General features: G+C 30.2%; 13 protein-coding genes. 4 read left to right on the top strand and 9 right to left on the bottom strand.

What is annotated here, in order from left to right; translation table 11 throughout:
- Positions 1 to 36: 36 nt before the first annotated feature.
- The 3 genes from carB to rimI all read right to left on the bottom strand — a co-directional run bounded on the left by carB (position 37) and on the right by rimI (position 5,349).
- Positions 37 to 3,222 (bottom strand): carbamoyl-phosphate synthase large subunit, encoded by a 3,186-nt coding sequence (gene carB, locus MRZ80_RS04365; protein WP_292536529.1) that lies wholly within the window; start codon positions 3,220 to 3,222, stop codon positions 37 to 39.
- A gap of 55 nt (positions 3,223 to 3,277) precedes the next feature.
- On the bottom strand, positions 3,278 to 4,357 hold the full coding sequence (gene carA, locus MRZ80_RS04370) for a glutamine-hydrolyzing carbamoyl-phosphate synthase small subunit (RefSeq protein ID WP_292536533.1): 1,080 nt from the start codon (positions 4,355 to 4,357) through the stop codon (positions 3,278 to 3,280).
- A gap of 554 nt (positions 4,358 to 4,911) precedes the next feature.
- Entirely contained in the window at positions 4,912 to 5,349 is a 438-nt protein-coding gene (rimI, locus tag MRZ80_RS04375) for a ribosomal protein S18-alanine N-acetyltransferase (RefSeq protein ID WP_292536536.1), read from the bottom strand.
- Positions 5,350 to 5,487: 138 nt separating this feature from the next.
- On the opposite strand from rimI, the gene MRZ80_RS04380 reads away from it, so the two are divergent.
- From MRZ80_RS04380 to cobK, 3 genes are all read left to right on the top strand, one after another.
- Positions 5,488 to 5,892 carry a UPF0146 family protein gene (locus tag MRZ80_RS04380; RefSeq protein ID WP_292536538.1) on the top strand — a complete coding sequence of 135 codons (405 nt, stop codon included), beginning with the start codon at positions 5,488 to 5,490 and terminating at the stop codon, positions 5,890 to 5,892.
- 33 nt (positions 5,893 to 5,925) lie between these two features.
- Entirely contained in the window at positions 5,926 to 8,442 is a 2,517-nt protein-coding gene (locus tag MRZ80_RS04385) for a cation-translocating P-type ATPase (RefSeq protein WP_292536541.1), read from the top strand.
- A 179-nt stretch (positions 8,443 to 8,621) separates the two neighbouring features.
- Positions 8,622 to 9,392, top strand: coding sequence for a precorrin-6A reductase (cobK, locus tag MRZ80_RS04390; RefSeq protein WP_292536544.1), 771 nt, complete (start codon positions 8,622 to 8,624; stop codon positions 9,390 to 9,392).
- A gap of 306 nt (positions 9,393 to 9,698) precedes the next feature.
- On the opposite strand, the gene MRZ80_RS04395 is transcribed toward cobK, so the two are convergent.
- The gene (locus MRZ80_RS04395) at positions 9,699 to 10,892 is read right to left on the bottom strand and encodes a proteasome-activating nucleotidase (protein WP_292536938.1); all 1,194 of its coding nucleotides are present in this window, start codon (positions 10,890 to 10,892) and stop codon (positions 9,699 to 9,701) included.
- Positions 10,893 to 11,260: 368 nt separating this feature from the next.
- On the opposite strand from MRZ80_RS04395, the gene MRZ80_RS04400 reads away from it, so the two are divergent.
- Positions 11,261 to 11,752 (top strand): multiprotein bridging factor aMBF1, encoded by a 492-nt coding sequence (locus tag MRZ80_RS04400; RefSeq protein WP_292536546.1) that lies wholly within the window; start codon positions 11,261 to 11,263, stop codon positions 11,750 to 11,752.
- A gap of 50 nt (positions 11,753 to 11,802) precedes the next feature.
- On the opposite strand, the gene MRZ80_RS04405 is transcribed toward MRZ80_RS04400, so the two are convergent.
- The 5 genes from MRZ80_RS04405 to MRZ80_RS04425 all read right to left on the bottom strand — a co-directional run bounded on the left by MRZ80_RS04405 (position 11,803) and on the right by MRZ80_RS04425 (position 17,293).
- Positions 11,803 to 12,198, bottom strand: coding sequence for a DUF356 domain-containing protein (locus MRZ80_RS04405; protein ID WP_292536549.1), 396 nt, complete (start codon positions 12,196 to 12,198; stop codon positions 11,803 to 11,805).
- 141 nt (positions 12,199 to 12,339) lie between these two features.
- Positions 12,340 to 13,524, bottom strand: a complete 1,185-nt coding sequence (locus MRZ80_RS04410) for a hypothetical protein (RefSeq protein ID WP_292536941.1) — start codon at positions 13,522 to 13,524, stop codon at positions 12,340 to 12,342.
- Positions 13,525 to 13,623: 99 nt separating this feature from the next.
- A complete protein-coding gene (locus tag MRZ80_RS04415; protein ID WP_292536551.1) occupies positions 13,624 to 14,103 on the bottom strand; it encodes a hypothetical protein in 480 nt (159 codons plus the stop codon).
- Positions 14,104 to 14,310: 207 nt separating this feature from the next.
- Positions 14,311 to 15,873 carry a Mur ligase family protein gene (locus tag MRZ80_RS04420; RefSeq protein ID WP_292536553.1) on the bottom strand — a complete coding sequence of 521 codons (1,563 nt, stop codon included), beginning with the start codon at positions 15,871 to 15,873 and terminating at the stop codon, positions 14,311 to 14,313.
- Positions 15,863 to 17,293 carry a Mur ligase family protein gene (locus MRZ80_RS04425; RefSeq protein WP_292536555.1) on the bottom strand — a complete coding sequence of 477 codons (1,431 nt, stop codon included), beginning with the start codon at positions 17,291 to 17,293 and terminating at the stop codon, positions 15,863 to 15,865. Before MRZ80_RS04425 ends, MRZ80_RS04420 begins: the two co-directional genes overlap by 11 nt.
- Between the last annotated feature and the right edge of the window lie 15 nt (positions 17,294 to 17,308).

The following is a 17,308-nucleotide window of genomic DNA, read 5'->3' on the forward strand; positions in this document are numbered from 1 at the left end:
ATGGTTAAAAAAAAGAAAAGTGAAAGTGTATTAAGCTTATAATACACTGTATTCATTTAATGATTTAACATTAATTTCACCAGATGCTGCCTCTTCAATAGCTTTAAGTACAGCATTTGCACCAGCAATAGTTGTTACATATGGAATACCAAGTTCTATTGCAAGTCTACGTATAATGTATCCATCATCAGCTGACTGTTTACCAGATGGTGTGTTAATTACAAATGCAACTTCACCATTAATCATAGCATCACGAATATTTGGTGATCCTTGACTTACTTTTCTAATTACTTCAACATCAACATCTTCTGCTGCTTTTGCAGTTCCACGTGTAGCAATAAGATCAAATCCTAAATCTTTAGCTTTACGAGCAATAGCTGCAATTTCAGGTTTATCACTATCACGTACACTTAGGAATATTTTACCTTCTGTAGGTAAGTTCATATTTGCTGCAAGTTGAGCTTTATAATATGCAAGTCCAAAGTTTTTATCAATACCCATACTTTCTCCAGTAGATTTCATCTCAGGTCCTAGTACTGAGTCTGCATCTGGGATTTTAAGGAATGGGAATACAGATTCTTTAACTGATACATGATCAATATCAGCATAACTTACAAGATCAAAGTCTTTAAGTTTAGCTCCATTCATAAGTTTTGCTGCAATTTTAGCAATAGGTATTCCTATTGATTTACTTACAAATGGTACTGTACGACTTGCTCTTGGGTTTGCTTCAATAATGTAAAGTTTTGGTTCTGGATCCATTTTAATTGCATATTGTATGTTAATTAAACCTTTTACACCAATTTTAAGTGCAAGTTTTGTTGTGTATTCTTCTACCTGTTTTATAATATCTTCAGGTACACTTTGTGGTGGAATTACACATGCTGAATCTCCAGAGTGAATACCAGCCTCTTCAATGTGTTCCATAATACCACATACAAATACTTCTTCACCATCAGATAAAGCATCCACATCAAGTTCTATTGAATCTTCAAGGAATTTATCAACAAGTATAGGATGTTCTTTTGATACTTTTACAGCTTCTTTCATGTAGCTTTCAAGTTCATCATCATCGTATACAATTTCCATTGCACGTCCACCAAGAACATATGATGGTCTTACAAGTACAGGGAATCCAATTCTATGTGCTGCTTCTCTTGCATCATCAAGTGAATTTGTAATACCATATTCTGCCTGTGGAATTTCAAGTTCATTTAATACTTCTGTAAATCTTTCACGATCTTCTACCATATCAATACTTTCAAATGGTGTACCAAGTATTTTATATCCTGCTTTATCAATTGCTTCTGCAAGGTTAATTGATGTTTGTCCACCAAATTGTACAATTACTCCATCAGGATCTTCTTTACGTAAAACTTCAAGTACATCTTCTTTTGTTAATGGTTCAAAGTATAGTTTATCTGAAATATCATAATCAGTACTTACTGTTTCGGGGTTATTGTTTATAAGTATTGTTTCAATATCATCATCTTTAAGTGCTAATGCTGCATGTACACAACAGTAATCAAACTCAATACCTTGACCAATTCTTATAGGTCCTGCTCCAAGAACAACAACTTTCTTCTTATCTGATTTTTCTGGTGTTGATTTTGAATCGTATGTTCCATAGTAGTATGGTGTTTTTGCTTCAAATTCAGCAGCACATGTATCTACCATTTTATATTCTGCGTGAAGATCAAGTTTTTCACGAGCAGCTGTTACTTCATCTTCATCAATATCAAGTATTGATGCTATTGTTTTATCAGCAAATCCATACTGTTTAATTTTTCTAAATAGTTTTTCATCATCAAAGATTGCTGTTGATTTTTCACGAATAACATCTTCCATATCAATGATGTTTTTAATTTTATTTAAGAAAAATGGACTGATTTTTGTAATTTCAGATAACTCATCAATGTCACGTCCATCTTTAAGTGCTGAGTATATCTGGAAGAATCTTTGATCTGTTGCATGTTCAAGATCATAATCAGTATAATCTGAGTATTCAAATGCAAACTGGTCAATATCAAGTGAACGAATAGCTTTTTGAAGTGCTTCTTCAATTGTTCTTCCTATTGCCATTACTTCTCCTGTTGATTGCATCTGTACACCAAGTTCTCCAGTGTTACCTTTAAACTTGTCAAATGGCCATCTTGGGATTTTTACAATTACATAGTCAACTGCAGGTTCAAATGATGCAGGTGTTTCTTTTGTAATGTCGTTTTTAATTTCATCAAGTGTCATTCCAAGAGCTATTTTTGATGATACTTTAGCAATTGAATATCCTGTAGCTTTTGATGCAAGTGCACTACTTCTACTTACACGTGGATTTACTTCAATTACTTTGTATTCACGAGTTTCAGGATGTACAGCAAATTGTATGTTACATCCTCCTTCAATTCCAAGAGCTCTTATGATTTTTATTGATGCATCACGAAGTCTTTGATTATCATCATTTGAAAATGTTTGTGTTGGTGCAACTACTACACTTTCACCTGTGTGAATTCCCATAGCATCGATGTTTTCCATGTTACATACAATGATACATGAATCATTTTTATCACGCATTACTTCGTATTCAAATTCTTCCCATCCAAGAACTGATTCATCAATTAATACTTGGTTGATGAAACTCATTTCAAGACCATGAGTTACAATTTCTTCAAGTTCTTTTTTATTGTTTGCAATTCCTCCACCTGTTCCACCAAGTGTGAATGCTGGTCTTACAATTACAGGATAACCAATGTCATCTACAGCTTTATATGCTTCATCTAATGAATTTACTGCATGACATTTTGGTATAGGTTCATTTAATTTATCCATAAATTCTGCAAATAAGTCACGATCTTCTACATTATTAATTGTTTCAATTGGAGATCCTAAAACTTTTATATCGTCAAGTACTCCCATTTTATCAAGATCTATTGCAATATTTAATCCTGTTTGTCCACCCATTGTTGGAAGGATAGCATCTACTTTTTCTTTTTCTATGATTTTTGCTACCATTTCTGCTGTTAATGGTTCTACATATACTTTATCTGCTGATTCTATATCTGTCTGAATTGTTGCAGGATTACTATTTACAAGTACTGTTTCAATATTTTCTTCTCTTAATGATTTACATGCTTGTGATCCTGAATAATCAAATTCTGCAGCTTGACCTATCTGAATCGGTCCTGAACCAATAATTAATACTTTTTTAATATCTTCATTCTTTGGCATATCTATTTAACTCCTACTAATAAAAAAATTCTTTTTTAAATTAATTGCATTTCCCTTAATAATTTTTAACAACTTCTAGGAATTCATCAAAGAATTCACTTGAATCGTGTGGTCCAGGTCCTGCTTCTGGGTGATATTGTATTCCAGATACTGGAAGTTTTGTGTGTTTTATTGCTTCTGGTGTGTTATCATTTAGGTTAATTTGTGTTATTTCAAGATCTGTGTTTTCTATTGAATTTTTATCTATTGCAAAGCTGTGGTTTTGTGATGTCATGTAAACTTTTTTAGTTTTAAGATCTTGTACTGGTTGATTTAATCCTCTGTGTCCAAATTTCATTTTATATATATCTGCACCATATGTAAGTGCAATGATCTGTTGACCAAGACAGATTCCAGCTACTGGCATATTCTGAGCTAATGTTTTTATTGTATCTTGTATTTTTTCAACATTTTCTGGATTTCCAGGTCCACTTGATATGAGAACTCCATCTGCTCCTGAATCTATAATTTCCTGTGCATCTACTGATGCTGGATATATTGTTACACCTACATCACGTTGTAGAAGGTTGTCTATGATGTTTTTCTTTACACCACAATCTATTACTGCAATGTTTGTTTCTTTTTGTGCAAGTGTTTTAGGTTCTGCTATTGTGATTTTTTCAACAAGTGATTGTTCTTCAATTGGTGTTTGATTTCTTGTAATTTCAAGAAGTTCTTCATCAGAAATATCCACATTTGCAACAGCAGCTTTCATTGAACCGCGTTCTCTTATTTTAAGTGTTAATGCTCGTGTATCTATATTACTTATTCCAGGTACACCATTTTCTTCTAAAAATTCAGATAAACTTTTCTCAGATTTTGGGTGATATGGTTGTGTACAGAGTTGTCTTACAACGTATGCTTCTGTTTTTATGTCATCGGATTGGTACCATTCTTTTGATACTCCATAGTTTCCCTCAAGAGGGTATGTTGACATAAGTATTTGTCCTTTGAATGATGGATCTGTAAGTGCTTCTACATATCCTACCATTGCTGTGGAAAATACAAGCTCTCCAGTTTTCACACATTCTGCACCGAATCCTTCACCTTCAAGTATTGTACCATCTTCTAATGCTAATTTTGCAGTTTTTACCAAATTTAAAACCCCGATTTATGATTATAATAATAAGAAAAAAATATTATTATATGTACATTTATTTTATATAATGTAGTAATTTTTTCTACTACAACTTTAAAATCAATATTAATTATTTTCTTTATAGCTAAAAAGAGATTGTTATTTTAAATACATTAATAATTTCTATTAAATATTTTATCAATATTTACTAGGATATAGGAATTATTTTATTTATATTTAAAAATTTTTTAAGTAATTATTTTTTACTTAACTTTAAAATAGTATGAAAAATTATTTTATTAATAAAAATTATTTATAGTATAACAATTAAAAATAAACTTTTCTATAACTATTTATGTCTTTTTTTACTAGAAAAAAATTTAATATTCATTCCTAATATTTATATATTGTTTTTAATACTAAAAAAAAGTAACGGTAAAAAAGTGGATTTTTATTTAAAAAATATTGGTATTTATTTTCATTTTAGGGTTCTATTTTTATGTTATATTTTAAAAAAATTAATTAAAAGAAAAATTACTATTTTTATGGAAAATTTTTATTTAATGAAAAAATTATAAATCTTCATGTGTATATAGCATGATGACTGCAGTTTCTCCATCTTCATAATAATTTTCTTCTTCCCCTATATGTTTGAAGTTATTTTCCTGGTAGAAATGTATTGCACCTATATTTGTCTTTTTTACTTCAAGTTTTATGTCTTTTATTCCATTAAGTTTAAAAATTTGAAGTGCATTTTGAAGTAAAAGTGAGCCTATTGACATACCTCTATATCTTGAGTCAACTGCTATAACAATAATATGTCCAATATTATCCTTAAGCCAGAAAATAATATAACCTAAAATATTTGATGAATCCTCAGCTACAAGAAAACCTGCACCTGCTTCATATAACTGTAATATTATATCAATAGGATAAGGATGTCTGAAACTTTCATATTCAATTCTTATTATATCATTAATATCTGCTGGCTTAAAATCACGAATTATCATCAGCAAATCAACTCCACTATTTTTATAAATTTAAACATCTTACTTAATTATATTTATTAGGAACATTCAAATATATTTTTAATAAAAAAAAAATTTTTTTATTCAAATCAAAAAATAAAATCTTCTAGATGATAAAATATGATAAAAGCATGGAAAGATTTCTCAGACTATATAGTTGAAAATTATAAAAAAAGTAGTAAAATCATAGAAGTAGGAGTGGGTAAAATACTTGATGTAGGATGCCTACTTAAAGAAAAGATGCCAGATACAGATGTGAAACTTGTTGATTTATATCCTGCAAATGAACATGTAATATGTGATGATATAACAAATCCAACAGATGTGATATATCAAGATGCAGATTTAATCTATTCAATAAGACCACCTGAAGAGTTACAACCAGATATAATGAATCTAGCAGATAAATATGAAACAGATGTAATAATAAAGCCATTATTTACAGAAGAAATTAACTATAAATATAAGGCAAGATTAAAGCTTGTAAATTACAAGCGATTATCCTTCTATCACTATAAAAGGTGATATATCACCACACACCATAAAAAGGTGATGATATTGACAAACTGGGAAGAAAAATCAATTGATGATATATTTAAAGAGCTTAATACAAAAAGTAGTGGACTGAATAAAAAACAGGTAGATGAAAACATACAAAAGTATGGAAAAAACATTCTTAAAGAAGAAAGTAAGGATTCTACAATAAAGAAAATATTAATGCAATTTAGTGAACCATTAACAATACTTCTCATAATTGCCGCAGTAATATCAGCATTAATTAACAATATAATAGATGCAGCTGTAATAATACTAGTTGTAATAATAAATGCATATCTTGGATATTCACAAGAAAAAAAAGCAGAAGATGCAATTGAAAAACTAAAATCAATAAGTAAAAATCATGCAGTTGTCATGCGTGATAATAAAAAACAACAGATAGATGCAGAAGATGTCACAGTAGGTGATATTTTAGTAGTTGAAGAAGGTGATTGTTGTGCTGCTGATATACGATTAATTGAAGAGTATGATCTTAAAGTTGATGAATCAGCACTTAGTGGTGAATCACTCCCAATAAAGAAATATACAGAGCAAGACTTAGAAAATAAGCATTCAAACATTGTTTTCATGGATACATATATAACAACAGGTCGTGGAGTTGGTGTTGTTGTTGCAACTGGTATGGATACAGAAATTGGTAAGATTGCAACACTTATTCAAGAAGATGAAGGTAGCAAAACTCCACTTGAAATAAAAATTGCAAATCTCAGCAAAACACTTGGTCTTCTTTCAATTATAATATGTGTTGTAATTGTAGCTGTTGAACTTCTACATAATACACCACTTAATGATACATTTATGATTGCAGTATCACTTGCTGTTGCTGCAATTCCTGAGGGTCTTCCTGCAATACTTACACTTACTCTTGCTCTTGGTATGCAGAAGATGGCACGAAATAATGTTATTATACGAAAGCTTCTTGCTGTTGAAACTCTTGGATCATGTAGTGTTGTATGTACAGATAAAACAGGAACATTAACAGAAAATAAATTAACAGTAACAGATTCATACATATCAAATGAAAAAATGGCATATATGATATGTTATCTTTGTAATAATGCAAAAGTTGAAGATAATACTAAAATTGGTGATCCAACAGACATATCAGCACTTGAATTTGCACAGAAAAACACAGAAATTAACAACAAAGACTATGAAAGAGTTCATGAAATTCCACTAAGTAGTATACGAAAAAGAATGACAACAGTAAATATTATTGATAATAAACAATATGTTCTAATTAAAGGTGCACCTGAAATTATACTACCAATGTGTAAATATACAGATAATAATGGAAAAATAGAAAAACTTGACACACAACAACTTGAAACAATAAATAAACAAGTAACAAACTACACACAAGATGCACTAAGAGTACTTATGCTTGCATATCGATGTGTTGATAACTATGAGAACTATTCAAATGAAGAACTTGAAGATGAACTAGTATTTTGTGGTATAATTGGAATGATGGATCCACCACGAAGCAGTGTATGTGATTCAATTGCTACTTGTCATGATGCAGGAATTACTGTTAAAATGATAACAGGAGATCATAGAAATACAGCATCAAAGATAGCACAAAATGTAGGAATTAAAAATCCAGAAAATACACTAACAGGATCTGAACTTTCTAAATTATCAGATAATGAATTATGTGAAAAAATAGATGATATTAATGTATTTGCACGTGTATTTCCAGAACAAAAGGTACGTATCATCAAGGCATTGAAGATGAAAAATGAAGTAGTGTCAATGACAGGTGATGGAATAAACGATGCACCAGCACTAACAAGTGCAGATATTGGTGTTGCAATGGGATCAGGAACAGATGTTGCAAAGAATTCATCAGATATGATACTTGAAGATGATAACTTCTCAACAATAGTCTATGCAATTAAAGAAGGTCGTGTAATATATTCAAATATTAAAAGATTTATCAAATATCAGCTATCAACAAATATTGCAGCAATATTTACAATTCTAATATCATCACTTCTTGCACTACCACTTCCATTTAATGCAATACAACTGTTATGGATTAATATTATAATGGATGGACCACCAGCACAATCACTTGGAGTTGAAGGTGCAGATTATAATATTATGAACAATCCACCAAGACGTGAAAATATTCTTACAAAAGAAAATATCATACATATTTCAGTTATTGGTATTATGATGTCAGTAGGTACACTACTGTTATATATGTATGAATTAAGTCTTAATGTTGGACACACTCAAGCTGTAAGTGTTGCATTTACATGCTTTGTGATGTATCAGTTATTTAATGTATTTAATTGTAGATCAAAATCTAAAAAGAAAAATACTACACTTATAATATCAGTTATCTGTGCATTTCTGTTACAGTTGTGTGTAATTTATATTCCATTACTTCAGCCAATATTTAAAACAACAGCAATAGATCTAAGTTCATGGATATTAATTATAATTGTTTCACTTACAATTGTAGTTGTTGAACATATAATTCAGATATTTGAAAAGAAATTAAATTAAATTTTCAATACCTACCCCTCATTTTCCCCCTTTTTTTGATATTTTTTATTTTTTATAAATTTAATTTTATTTCTAAGGTATTTTTGATAAATAATTTTATTAACATATTAAAAATAAATGAAATATTAAAGAAGATAGTATATTCAAATAAAAATAAATTTTAGGAGAAATATGATAAAATGAGATATATTGTAATGTCTGGTACATCTGATTCAACAAAAGTTATTAACTATTTAAGTCAAGATTCAAATAATTTCATTCTTGCAACAACAGTTACAGACTATGGTGCTGAAATTGCAAAAAATGCAGGGGCAACTGAAGTTATATCAAAAGCATTAAGATGTGAAGATTTCATTGATGTAATTAAAGAAAATAACATCGACACACTAATTGATGCAACACACCCATTTGCAGCAGTTGCAACAGAAACAGCAATAGAAAGTGCATCAAAAGCAGGAATTAATTATATAAGATATGAAAGAGCATCAACAGTACTTCCTCAATCAGATCTAATATATAATGCTGATACATTCAATGAAGGTGCAATAAAAGCTAAAGAAATAATAGAAGATGGAAAACTAATGCATCTTGCAGGAGTAACAACACTACCAAAAATAACAGAAGTAATAGATCCAAACCAGGTAGTTGTACGTGTACTTCCAAATAATTTCAGCATATCAAATACACAAAAAACAGGAGTTCCAGCAGAAAATATTGTAGCAATGCAGGGAACATATACAAAAGAGTTTAACAAAGCATTAATGAAAGAATATAACATTAAAGCAATGCTTACAAAAGAAAGTGGAGAAAGTGGAGGAGCAGAAGAAAAAATTAATGCTGCTATAGAACTACAAATTCCAGTAATACTAATTAAAAGACCAAAAATTGATGGAATAGAAAATTATCCTATTGTACGTTCAATTGAAGAACTTGCAGAAGTTATAGAATAGATCAAATTACCATCTTAATCTCCACACTTCCTTTTTTTATATTTAAATTTTGAAAAAATAAATTTTGTAAATATCCTTTATAAAAAATTAGTTTTATCATGTCTTATTTGGTGGTTATCTTTTTTTTCATGAAAATTTATATGAAAAGTTAGTCTCAGATCGCCCATCATTCATCATCATATCAGAGCTCATAGGGTTCATCATAGACTACTAATATTTTTCAATATAAACTTTTAATCTTTTAATCTCATATTCCAATCATTGACTAGAAGATATTAAATTATAGAAGTATTTATGTAAATACTCCTATACAAACATTACTGTTTCTTGTTTTTCTTGTTGTTTTGATGTTTTATTCATAATTTTTTCTACAGCTTCATTGAAGTCGTCAACTGAAATTTTACTTCTTTCTTCACGAATTGCAAACATACCAGCTTCTGTACAGATAGCTTTAAGATCTGCACCAGATGCACCTTTTGCTTTAAGTGCAATTTCTTTTAAGTTAACATTTGCTTCAAGTGACATATTTTTTGTGTGTATTTTAAGAATTTCAACTTTACCTTCATCATCAGGTACAGGAACTTCTATGATACGATCAAATCTTCCTGGTCTTAGAAGTGCAGGGTCAAGTATGTCAGGTCTGTTTGTTGCTGCAATAATTCCAATGTTTCCTCGTGATTCAAATCCATCCATTTCAGCAAGAAGTTGCATTAATGTTCTTTGAACTTCACGATCTCCACTTGTGGAGCTTTGTAATCTTTTACCTGCAATAGCATCAATTTCATCAATAAATATGATTGAAGGTGCTTTTTCTTTTGCAAGTTGGAATACTTCACGTACAAGACGTGATCCTTCACCTATGTATTTTTTAACAAATTCTGATGCTACAATTTTAATAAATGTTGCATTTGTTTCTTTTGCAACTGCTTTTGCAAGAAGTGTTTTACCAGTTCCTGGAGGTCCATAGAACAGTACTCCTTTAGGTGGGGTAATACCAACATCTTTGAATATTTCAGGGTTTTTAAGTGGTAATTCTACAGTTTCAATTGTTTCTTTTACTTGTTCTGATAATCCACCAATACTATCATAGCTAATGTCAGGTTTTTCATCAACTTCCATTCCAGCTACATTTGGATCTTTTTCTGATGATATTACATCAACAATTGCAAAGGTTTGTTGATTTAATGCTACTCTTGCATCAATTTCCATTTTCTTTGCATCCTTATCTGAGTATCTTATAAGGAATGATGGTCCTGTTGAGCTTTTTACTACGGCTTCATTATTACCAAGTATTTCTGTAACTGTTGCAATTACAAGTGGAGGTGCTCTATATCTACTAATTTCATTTTTTAGAGATTTTACTTCACGATCTAATCTTAGGTTTTCATTTTCTAGTAATACTTTGTCTTTTTCTAGTTTTCTGATTTCCCAGGTTAGATTTCTTTCCATTACATCGAATTTCTTCTGCATATCTGATAATTCACTGTCTTGTTGTGGCATCTCATCTATGAGAAAATCTTCATCTAGAATGCTAGGTTCTTTTGGTTCTTCATTAATGAGATTTTCTATTGTTTTATCTGTGTTAAATTCATTTTCATCCATTTTTTATACCTCCTTTATTTATAATAATTATATAAAAAAAACTTAATTTTTTTAATTTATCTTTATTTTATATTTTTATTCAATTTCATTCTATTACTACATATAAAGTTTTAACTTTTTTTATTATATAAATTATTTGTTTTATACTTCGTTATATCTTAATAAATACGATATATTAAAACATAAATAGAGATAAAAATATAATTATAAAACATTAAAACTAAAAAATACAATTTAATTAGAAAAATTTTATTAAGTGAATAAAAATGAACTGTGAAATATGTGGAACAGAAATTAAAGGACAACCTTATAAAACAAAAATTGACAACTCATTAATGATAACATGTAAAGAATGTTCAAGTTATGGTAAAGTACAACAAGCACCACAAAATCCTAGAAACAGAAACAACAAAAAAGGATCAAACAACAGAAGATCACAACAGAAAAGATCATACTCAAGACCATCAAAACCAGAATATGAACTTGTAGATGACTATGCAAAAATTGTAAGACAAGCAAGAGAGAAAAAACATCTCACACAAAAACAGCTTGGAGAAAAACTCTATGAAAGAGAATCAGTAATTGCACACATTGAATCATCCAAGATGGTACCAGAAACAAAGCTTGCTAAAAAACTTGAAAAAATACTTAACATAAAAATTATTGAAAAAGTAGAAGATGCAGAACAACAAATGAAAGATGCATTTAAATTCAGAGAAGCAACAATTGGTGACATTGCTAAAATTACAAGAAAATAAGTTTTAAAAAAAGGATTATATAGGAAGTAAAAATTACTTTATTTCCTATTTTAATTTTTATCTTCATCTTTAGATTCATCATCAGATTTTGATGATTTTCTTTTAGATGAATAATAACCATCAAATATTCTAGATTTATTATACTCTTTTTTAATATCACTATATTCAGGATATTCCTCACTAATAACAATTAGATGTGCTGGAGGATGTATCTTTCTGAGATTCATGATACTTTGTGTTGTTGATTCTTTAACTTTTACAACAACAGCCTGTTTTATATCGCCTCTTGGCTCTTTTTTAAGTATTGCTTTTGTAACTTCATGTGCTTTTTTAGTATTAATAGACTTAGGTTTTCCAACTATTGTAAGTTTTGCATGTCTTTCAATATCTGCAAGACTATTTAATGCTTTTTTCTTATTTGCTGCTCGAACTAGTATAAATGCCATAATTAATCTTTAGCTCCTTAAAATTAAAAAAAATTGCTCCTAATTTTTTTTGAATATATTTTAATTAAAAAAAATTTTTATTATAAAATTTCATTAAAAAAAAGTTAATAAAAAAAAAAGATGATAAAAAGATAATTTTATTTATCGTCTTTTAAAGTATGATTTTATTAAAGTGCTTCTAAATACTGCAAGAAGTATTAATAAAACACCAATTACAGTTTGAACATTACCAAGTAAATCAAATATAGATGAACTTATAGGTAATTTCCATACTGGTGCACTTCTACCATTTGATGCTGCTGTATAATATACACCAACAGCTTTAATATTTTCTTTTACATTTATATCTGATGCATCAACGTATTCAACACCAACAATTGTACCAGAATTAATAGCACTGTTAATTGATTTTGCAATTTTTACAGGGTCATATCCATTCTTTTTAACTGATGATGTAACAACACTACTTGTTGCCTCACCAATACCTTTTTTATCACAACCATATGATGATACAGTTGGATTATCATTAGATACTGTTATTGCATTTCCTAGTGTTTCATATGCATAGACTGTTTTTAATGGTGATCCATCAATTGGTGATACTTCATAGTTTTCAGCTTCAGGATAACCTACACTCCAACCATTTTCACTTACTTTTGCATATGGATCACTCATATTGTATCCATAAGTGTTAAGTTGTTGTGGTGTAAACATGTCACCTGTTGTAACACCTGATATTAGGTTTATTGCACCACCACCGTGTTTTTCACCAGAGTCTCTTGCAACTTCTCCAAATGCTTGTGCAACGATTTCAGTTGCAGGATATCCATCTCTTATCATTTTTCCAATGTTCATAGCTGTTTGTAATCTTACAGTTTGTGCAGTACCTGCTTGAGGGTTTCCTTCAGAGTTACGAAGGTGTATAATAGCTCCTTTTGTACCTGCTGGTACTGATGCTATTCCACCACTTGCAGCTTTTACAGAAACTGTACTGTTATTATCTACAGTAACTACATATACATCAAAATCCCCACCTACAGCAATACCCTGTGTAGGATTTACAGCCATTAGACGAATACCTGAATATGATGAAGCTACACTAACAACTTCCTGTGGACTTCCACCTTTTTGTAGCTGTGTTAAAGCATTAATAATTGCTGTTACACGAACATCAGAGGTACCTTCACCCCCTGATAGTAGAGCCATTTTATGTTCTTGTGAAAATATAAAAGTTGACTGGAACATGTTAGGTGCAAATGACTGACTTCCAGCAGCACAACCATTAGGATCCTTACCTGTTGGATCTGTTATAACTGCCACGTTCATTGTTGCTGATGCAGTAGTTGAAAAAGCAATAACAACTAGTAAGAATAATGCTATCTTTGTTATATTAGATTTTCTCATTGTTATTTCTCCCTTATTAATTTATACTCCTGCTTTTGTAGAATTTGTTGAATTTGTTGAATTTTTAGGTATACTTGACATATTTTTTTGTAATACTGAGAAGTCCTCAACAACTGTAACTACAACATTTCCTGTTTTTGTATCAACTTGAACATCCACAGCATTAATAGGTGCTATAGAAGTACCTGGTATAGTTGATTTTTTAACCATCTCTGCCGCGTTTTGTTGGGCATCAGATAAAAGCAGCTGCCTTTGTGATGTTATAAGAGTATTACCATTAATAGTACTGTTTGATCTGAAACCTGCAGCTTCCACATTTGCCTTAATTGTACTTGTTGGAATAATATCGTTACCTTTTACCATAATTCCTGCAATAGGAACATCATCTCCTGTACTTTCAGATGAAGCAAAAGCAACATATGTCATAAGTCTTCCAGATAAAATTAAGATAAATGCTAAAATTAAGATAACAAGTGTATCTCTTCTAACTTTTATATACAAAAATTTCACCTCTAATTATAAAAGATTATATATTTTTTCTCACTCTTTTTTGGAATATACAAAAAATAAAATAGAAAAAAATTAATCTTAGAAAAAAAATGTTGTAATGTATATATTTACAACTTTTTTATACAATATATCTAGTTATATTTTTAATATTAATAGTATTTAATTATATCAAAAAAATAGAAAAGAAACTAGAAAAATCTAGTTATTATTAATGGAGTTTATTTTATCAGATATTACATCCTCATACTTAAATGCTGCTTCACCTGTACATATTATAAGATCACAGTCAATGTCTAATGCACGCATAAATCCAACAATTACCTGGTGTTGTGATGCTCCTGTTGTACCTTCTTTTTGGAAGTTTGACATTTCATCAGGAAGTATGATTTTACCCTCACCAATTCCATTTTTAAGTGCTTCTTTTGCACAAAGATATGAATTATATGATGCAGGAACTATGAAATCAGCATATTCTAGTGCATTTTCAAGTATTTCATGATCTCCTTCCATACCAGATTCAGATTCTGTTGTAATTACATTAACTACACAACCATAACTATTTTTAACCTCTGATAGTACTGTTGAAATACCAGCAGGATTATGTGCATAGTCAATCATAATATCTTTACCATCAACAACTCCAAGTTTTTGCATACGTCCAGCAACACCACCAAAGGATGCAACAGCATCAGCAATTACCTCATAGTTAAGATCAAGCACTTCAATTGCTGCAATTATTGCACCTGTTGCATTGTAGATGTTATGAAGTCCACTAATTGATAGACTAAATTCTAGTTTTTCACCACTAGGTGTAAGAAGTGTAAACTTATTATGTTCATCATTTATATCACATGCTACATAGTCTGGTTTTTCATATTTAATACCACAACTACATTCATATCTTCCACTACCTGATATAAATTCATCAACTTCAACATCACATCCACAGAAGCATTGCTTGGTTGATTTAGATGAAGTTTCATAATCTACTCCAAATGTTATTAGATTTCCCTGATAGTTGAGTTTATTAATTAATGATTTTATTGTTGGATCATCACTATTTACAATAAGTGTTTTATCATCAAGAAGTCTTATAAGCTCTCCTTTTACCATTGCATAGTCGAGAAATGTTGAATCTTCTGCTATATGATCGGGTGTAATATTTGTTATTATTCCAACATCAGGATCACATGGTTTTGCAAGATTATAAAGACTATCTTTAACTCCAAATGTTCCTGTTTCAAGAATATTTAAATCTCCTGCAAGTCTTGATTGTAGTGCTGGAATATCATTTGTATTTCCCTGCATATCTTTAAGATTATGCTCACATGGCTTCATATCTGCTGCATATGCAATATGTTTTAGTAGATTTGTTGTTGTTGACTTTCCATTTGTACCTGTTATACATATTACAGGATGTTTTGGCTCAAACATTTCAAATATATCATTTGGTGTTAAAACTGGAATATTATGTTTTTTTACTTTCTGATATATCATTGATTTAGACTCAATAAGTGCCATTGGAAGTACCATATAGTCACTTTCTGTGAAAAATGTCTGTGGTATTTTTCCATAGTAAACTTTCATGTCAGGATAATCAGCAAGTGCTCCTTTAAAACGACAATCCTCTTCATTTACCATGTCATTTGCCTGTACTTTAAAGCCATGATCCATGAGAACACGACTTATCAAGTTACCATTTATTCCACATACACCTATAACACCAAATGTTGCATCTTTGTCAATATCATCAATCTGCATATCTTTTACTTCCTATTTCTAAACCTTTTATCATTCTTTCTTTTGCAAGTTCATATGAATTTGATGCATCAGGACCAAGGTGTACAATTATATCACCAGGTTTTGCATATTTCATTGCAAGTTCTGCTGCCTCATCAAGTGTACATACAGCAATTTTAAGTACATCATCATTTTCTATTGCGCCAAGAAGTTCTAATGCTGCATCCATGTTAAGTGTATTTGTTACCTCAACATATCCTGATGCTATTACAATATTTGCATAATCTCCAATTACACGTCCACTTTCCTTTTTATCACGTACTGTTGTTGAATCAACATTATCATATAATATTATTAGATTTTCATCTTTTATTGCTTCAAGTGCTTGACGTACACTTTGATCTCCATATGATGCATCATAGTATGCATCTACACCATTATATTTTCCAATATATTCCATACGTCCTCCAACACCTGTGAAGTTTGCAATACCCTTTTTAATATCATCAAGACTTACACCATATGTCATAGCAGTTGCAATTGCTGCTGTTAAATTTTCATATGTATAATGTGCTATTGTATCAATATCTATTATATCATCACTACCATTTTCTGATAGTTTTATATGATATTTTCCATCATCATCAACTAATCCTTCATATAATGGAGCATATTTTTCAAGATCAAGTTCTTCATTATCCTGGAAATTAAAGTAGATTGTATCATCACGTTTATATGTCATAATATCTCCACACTGGGAGTTTGCAACAAGAGTTTTTGAAGCATCAAGCATACATGCTTTTCTATCCACATATTTCTGGAATGATCCACCAAATTCACATAAATGTTCTGGACGTAGATTTGTAATTACTCCAATGTCAAGATCTAATTCTCCAAGAAGTCCTAATGTTCCATGTGGAAGTTCAACTATTGCAACATCAGCACCTTTTGGTTCTCCACGTATTATATCATCTACTACTGCTTCACTTACAAGATTCCATTTCATTGATGAACACTGATAAAGGTTGTATCCTGCAGCTTTAAAGATATGTGTTAGCATATCTGTTGTTGTTGTTTTACCAAATGATCCTGTTATTCCAATTTTAGGCATTGGAAGTTCTTCATTTACAATATCACTTATTGTTTTTCTTGTAACAATTTCCTTTTTCTGATCTAGTACTTGTTGATATATTGGTGCTGTTTCTGGTATTGTTGGTGCTAGAAATACAGCATCAAATTCATCAATACAAGGCTGTTTTACTCCTAGTTGTAGTTTAACTCCCTCATCTTCTAGTAGTTTAAGTCTTCCTTGTCTTCTTGTTGTAAATTCATCAAATTTTTTAGCATCAGATATTGTTACATCAACACCCCTGTAATTTAATAATCTTGCAACTGGACGTCCAGCATTTCCTGCACCTACAACTAAACATGATTTAAACATTATGATAAAACACTC

The sequence above is a fragment of the Methanosphaera sp. genome, assembly GCF_022768985.1.
Taxonomy (GTDB): domain Archaea; phylum Methanobacteriota; class Methanobacteria; order Methanobacteriales; family Methanobacteriaceae; genus Methanosphaera.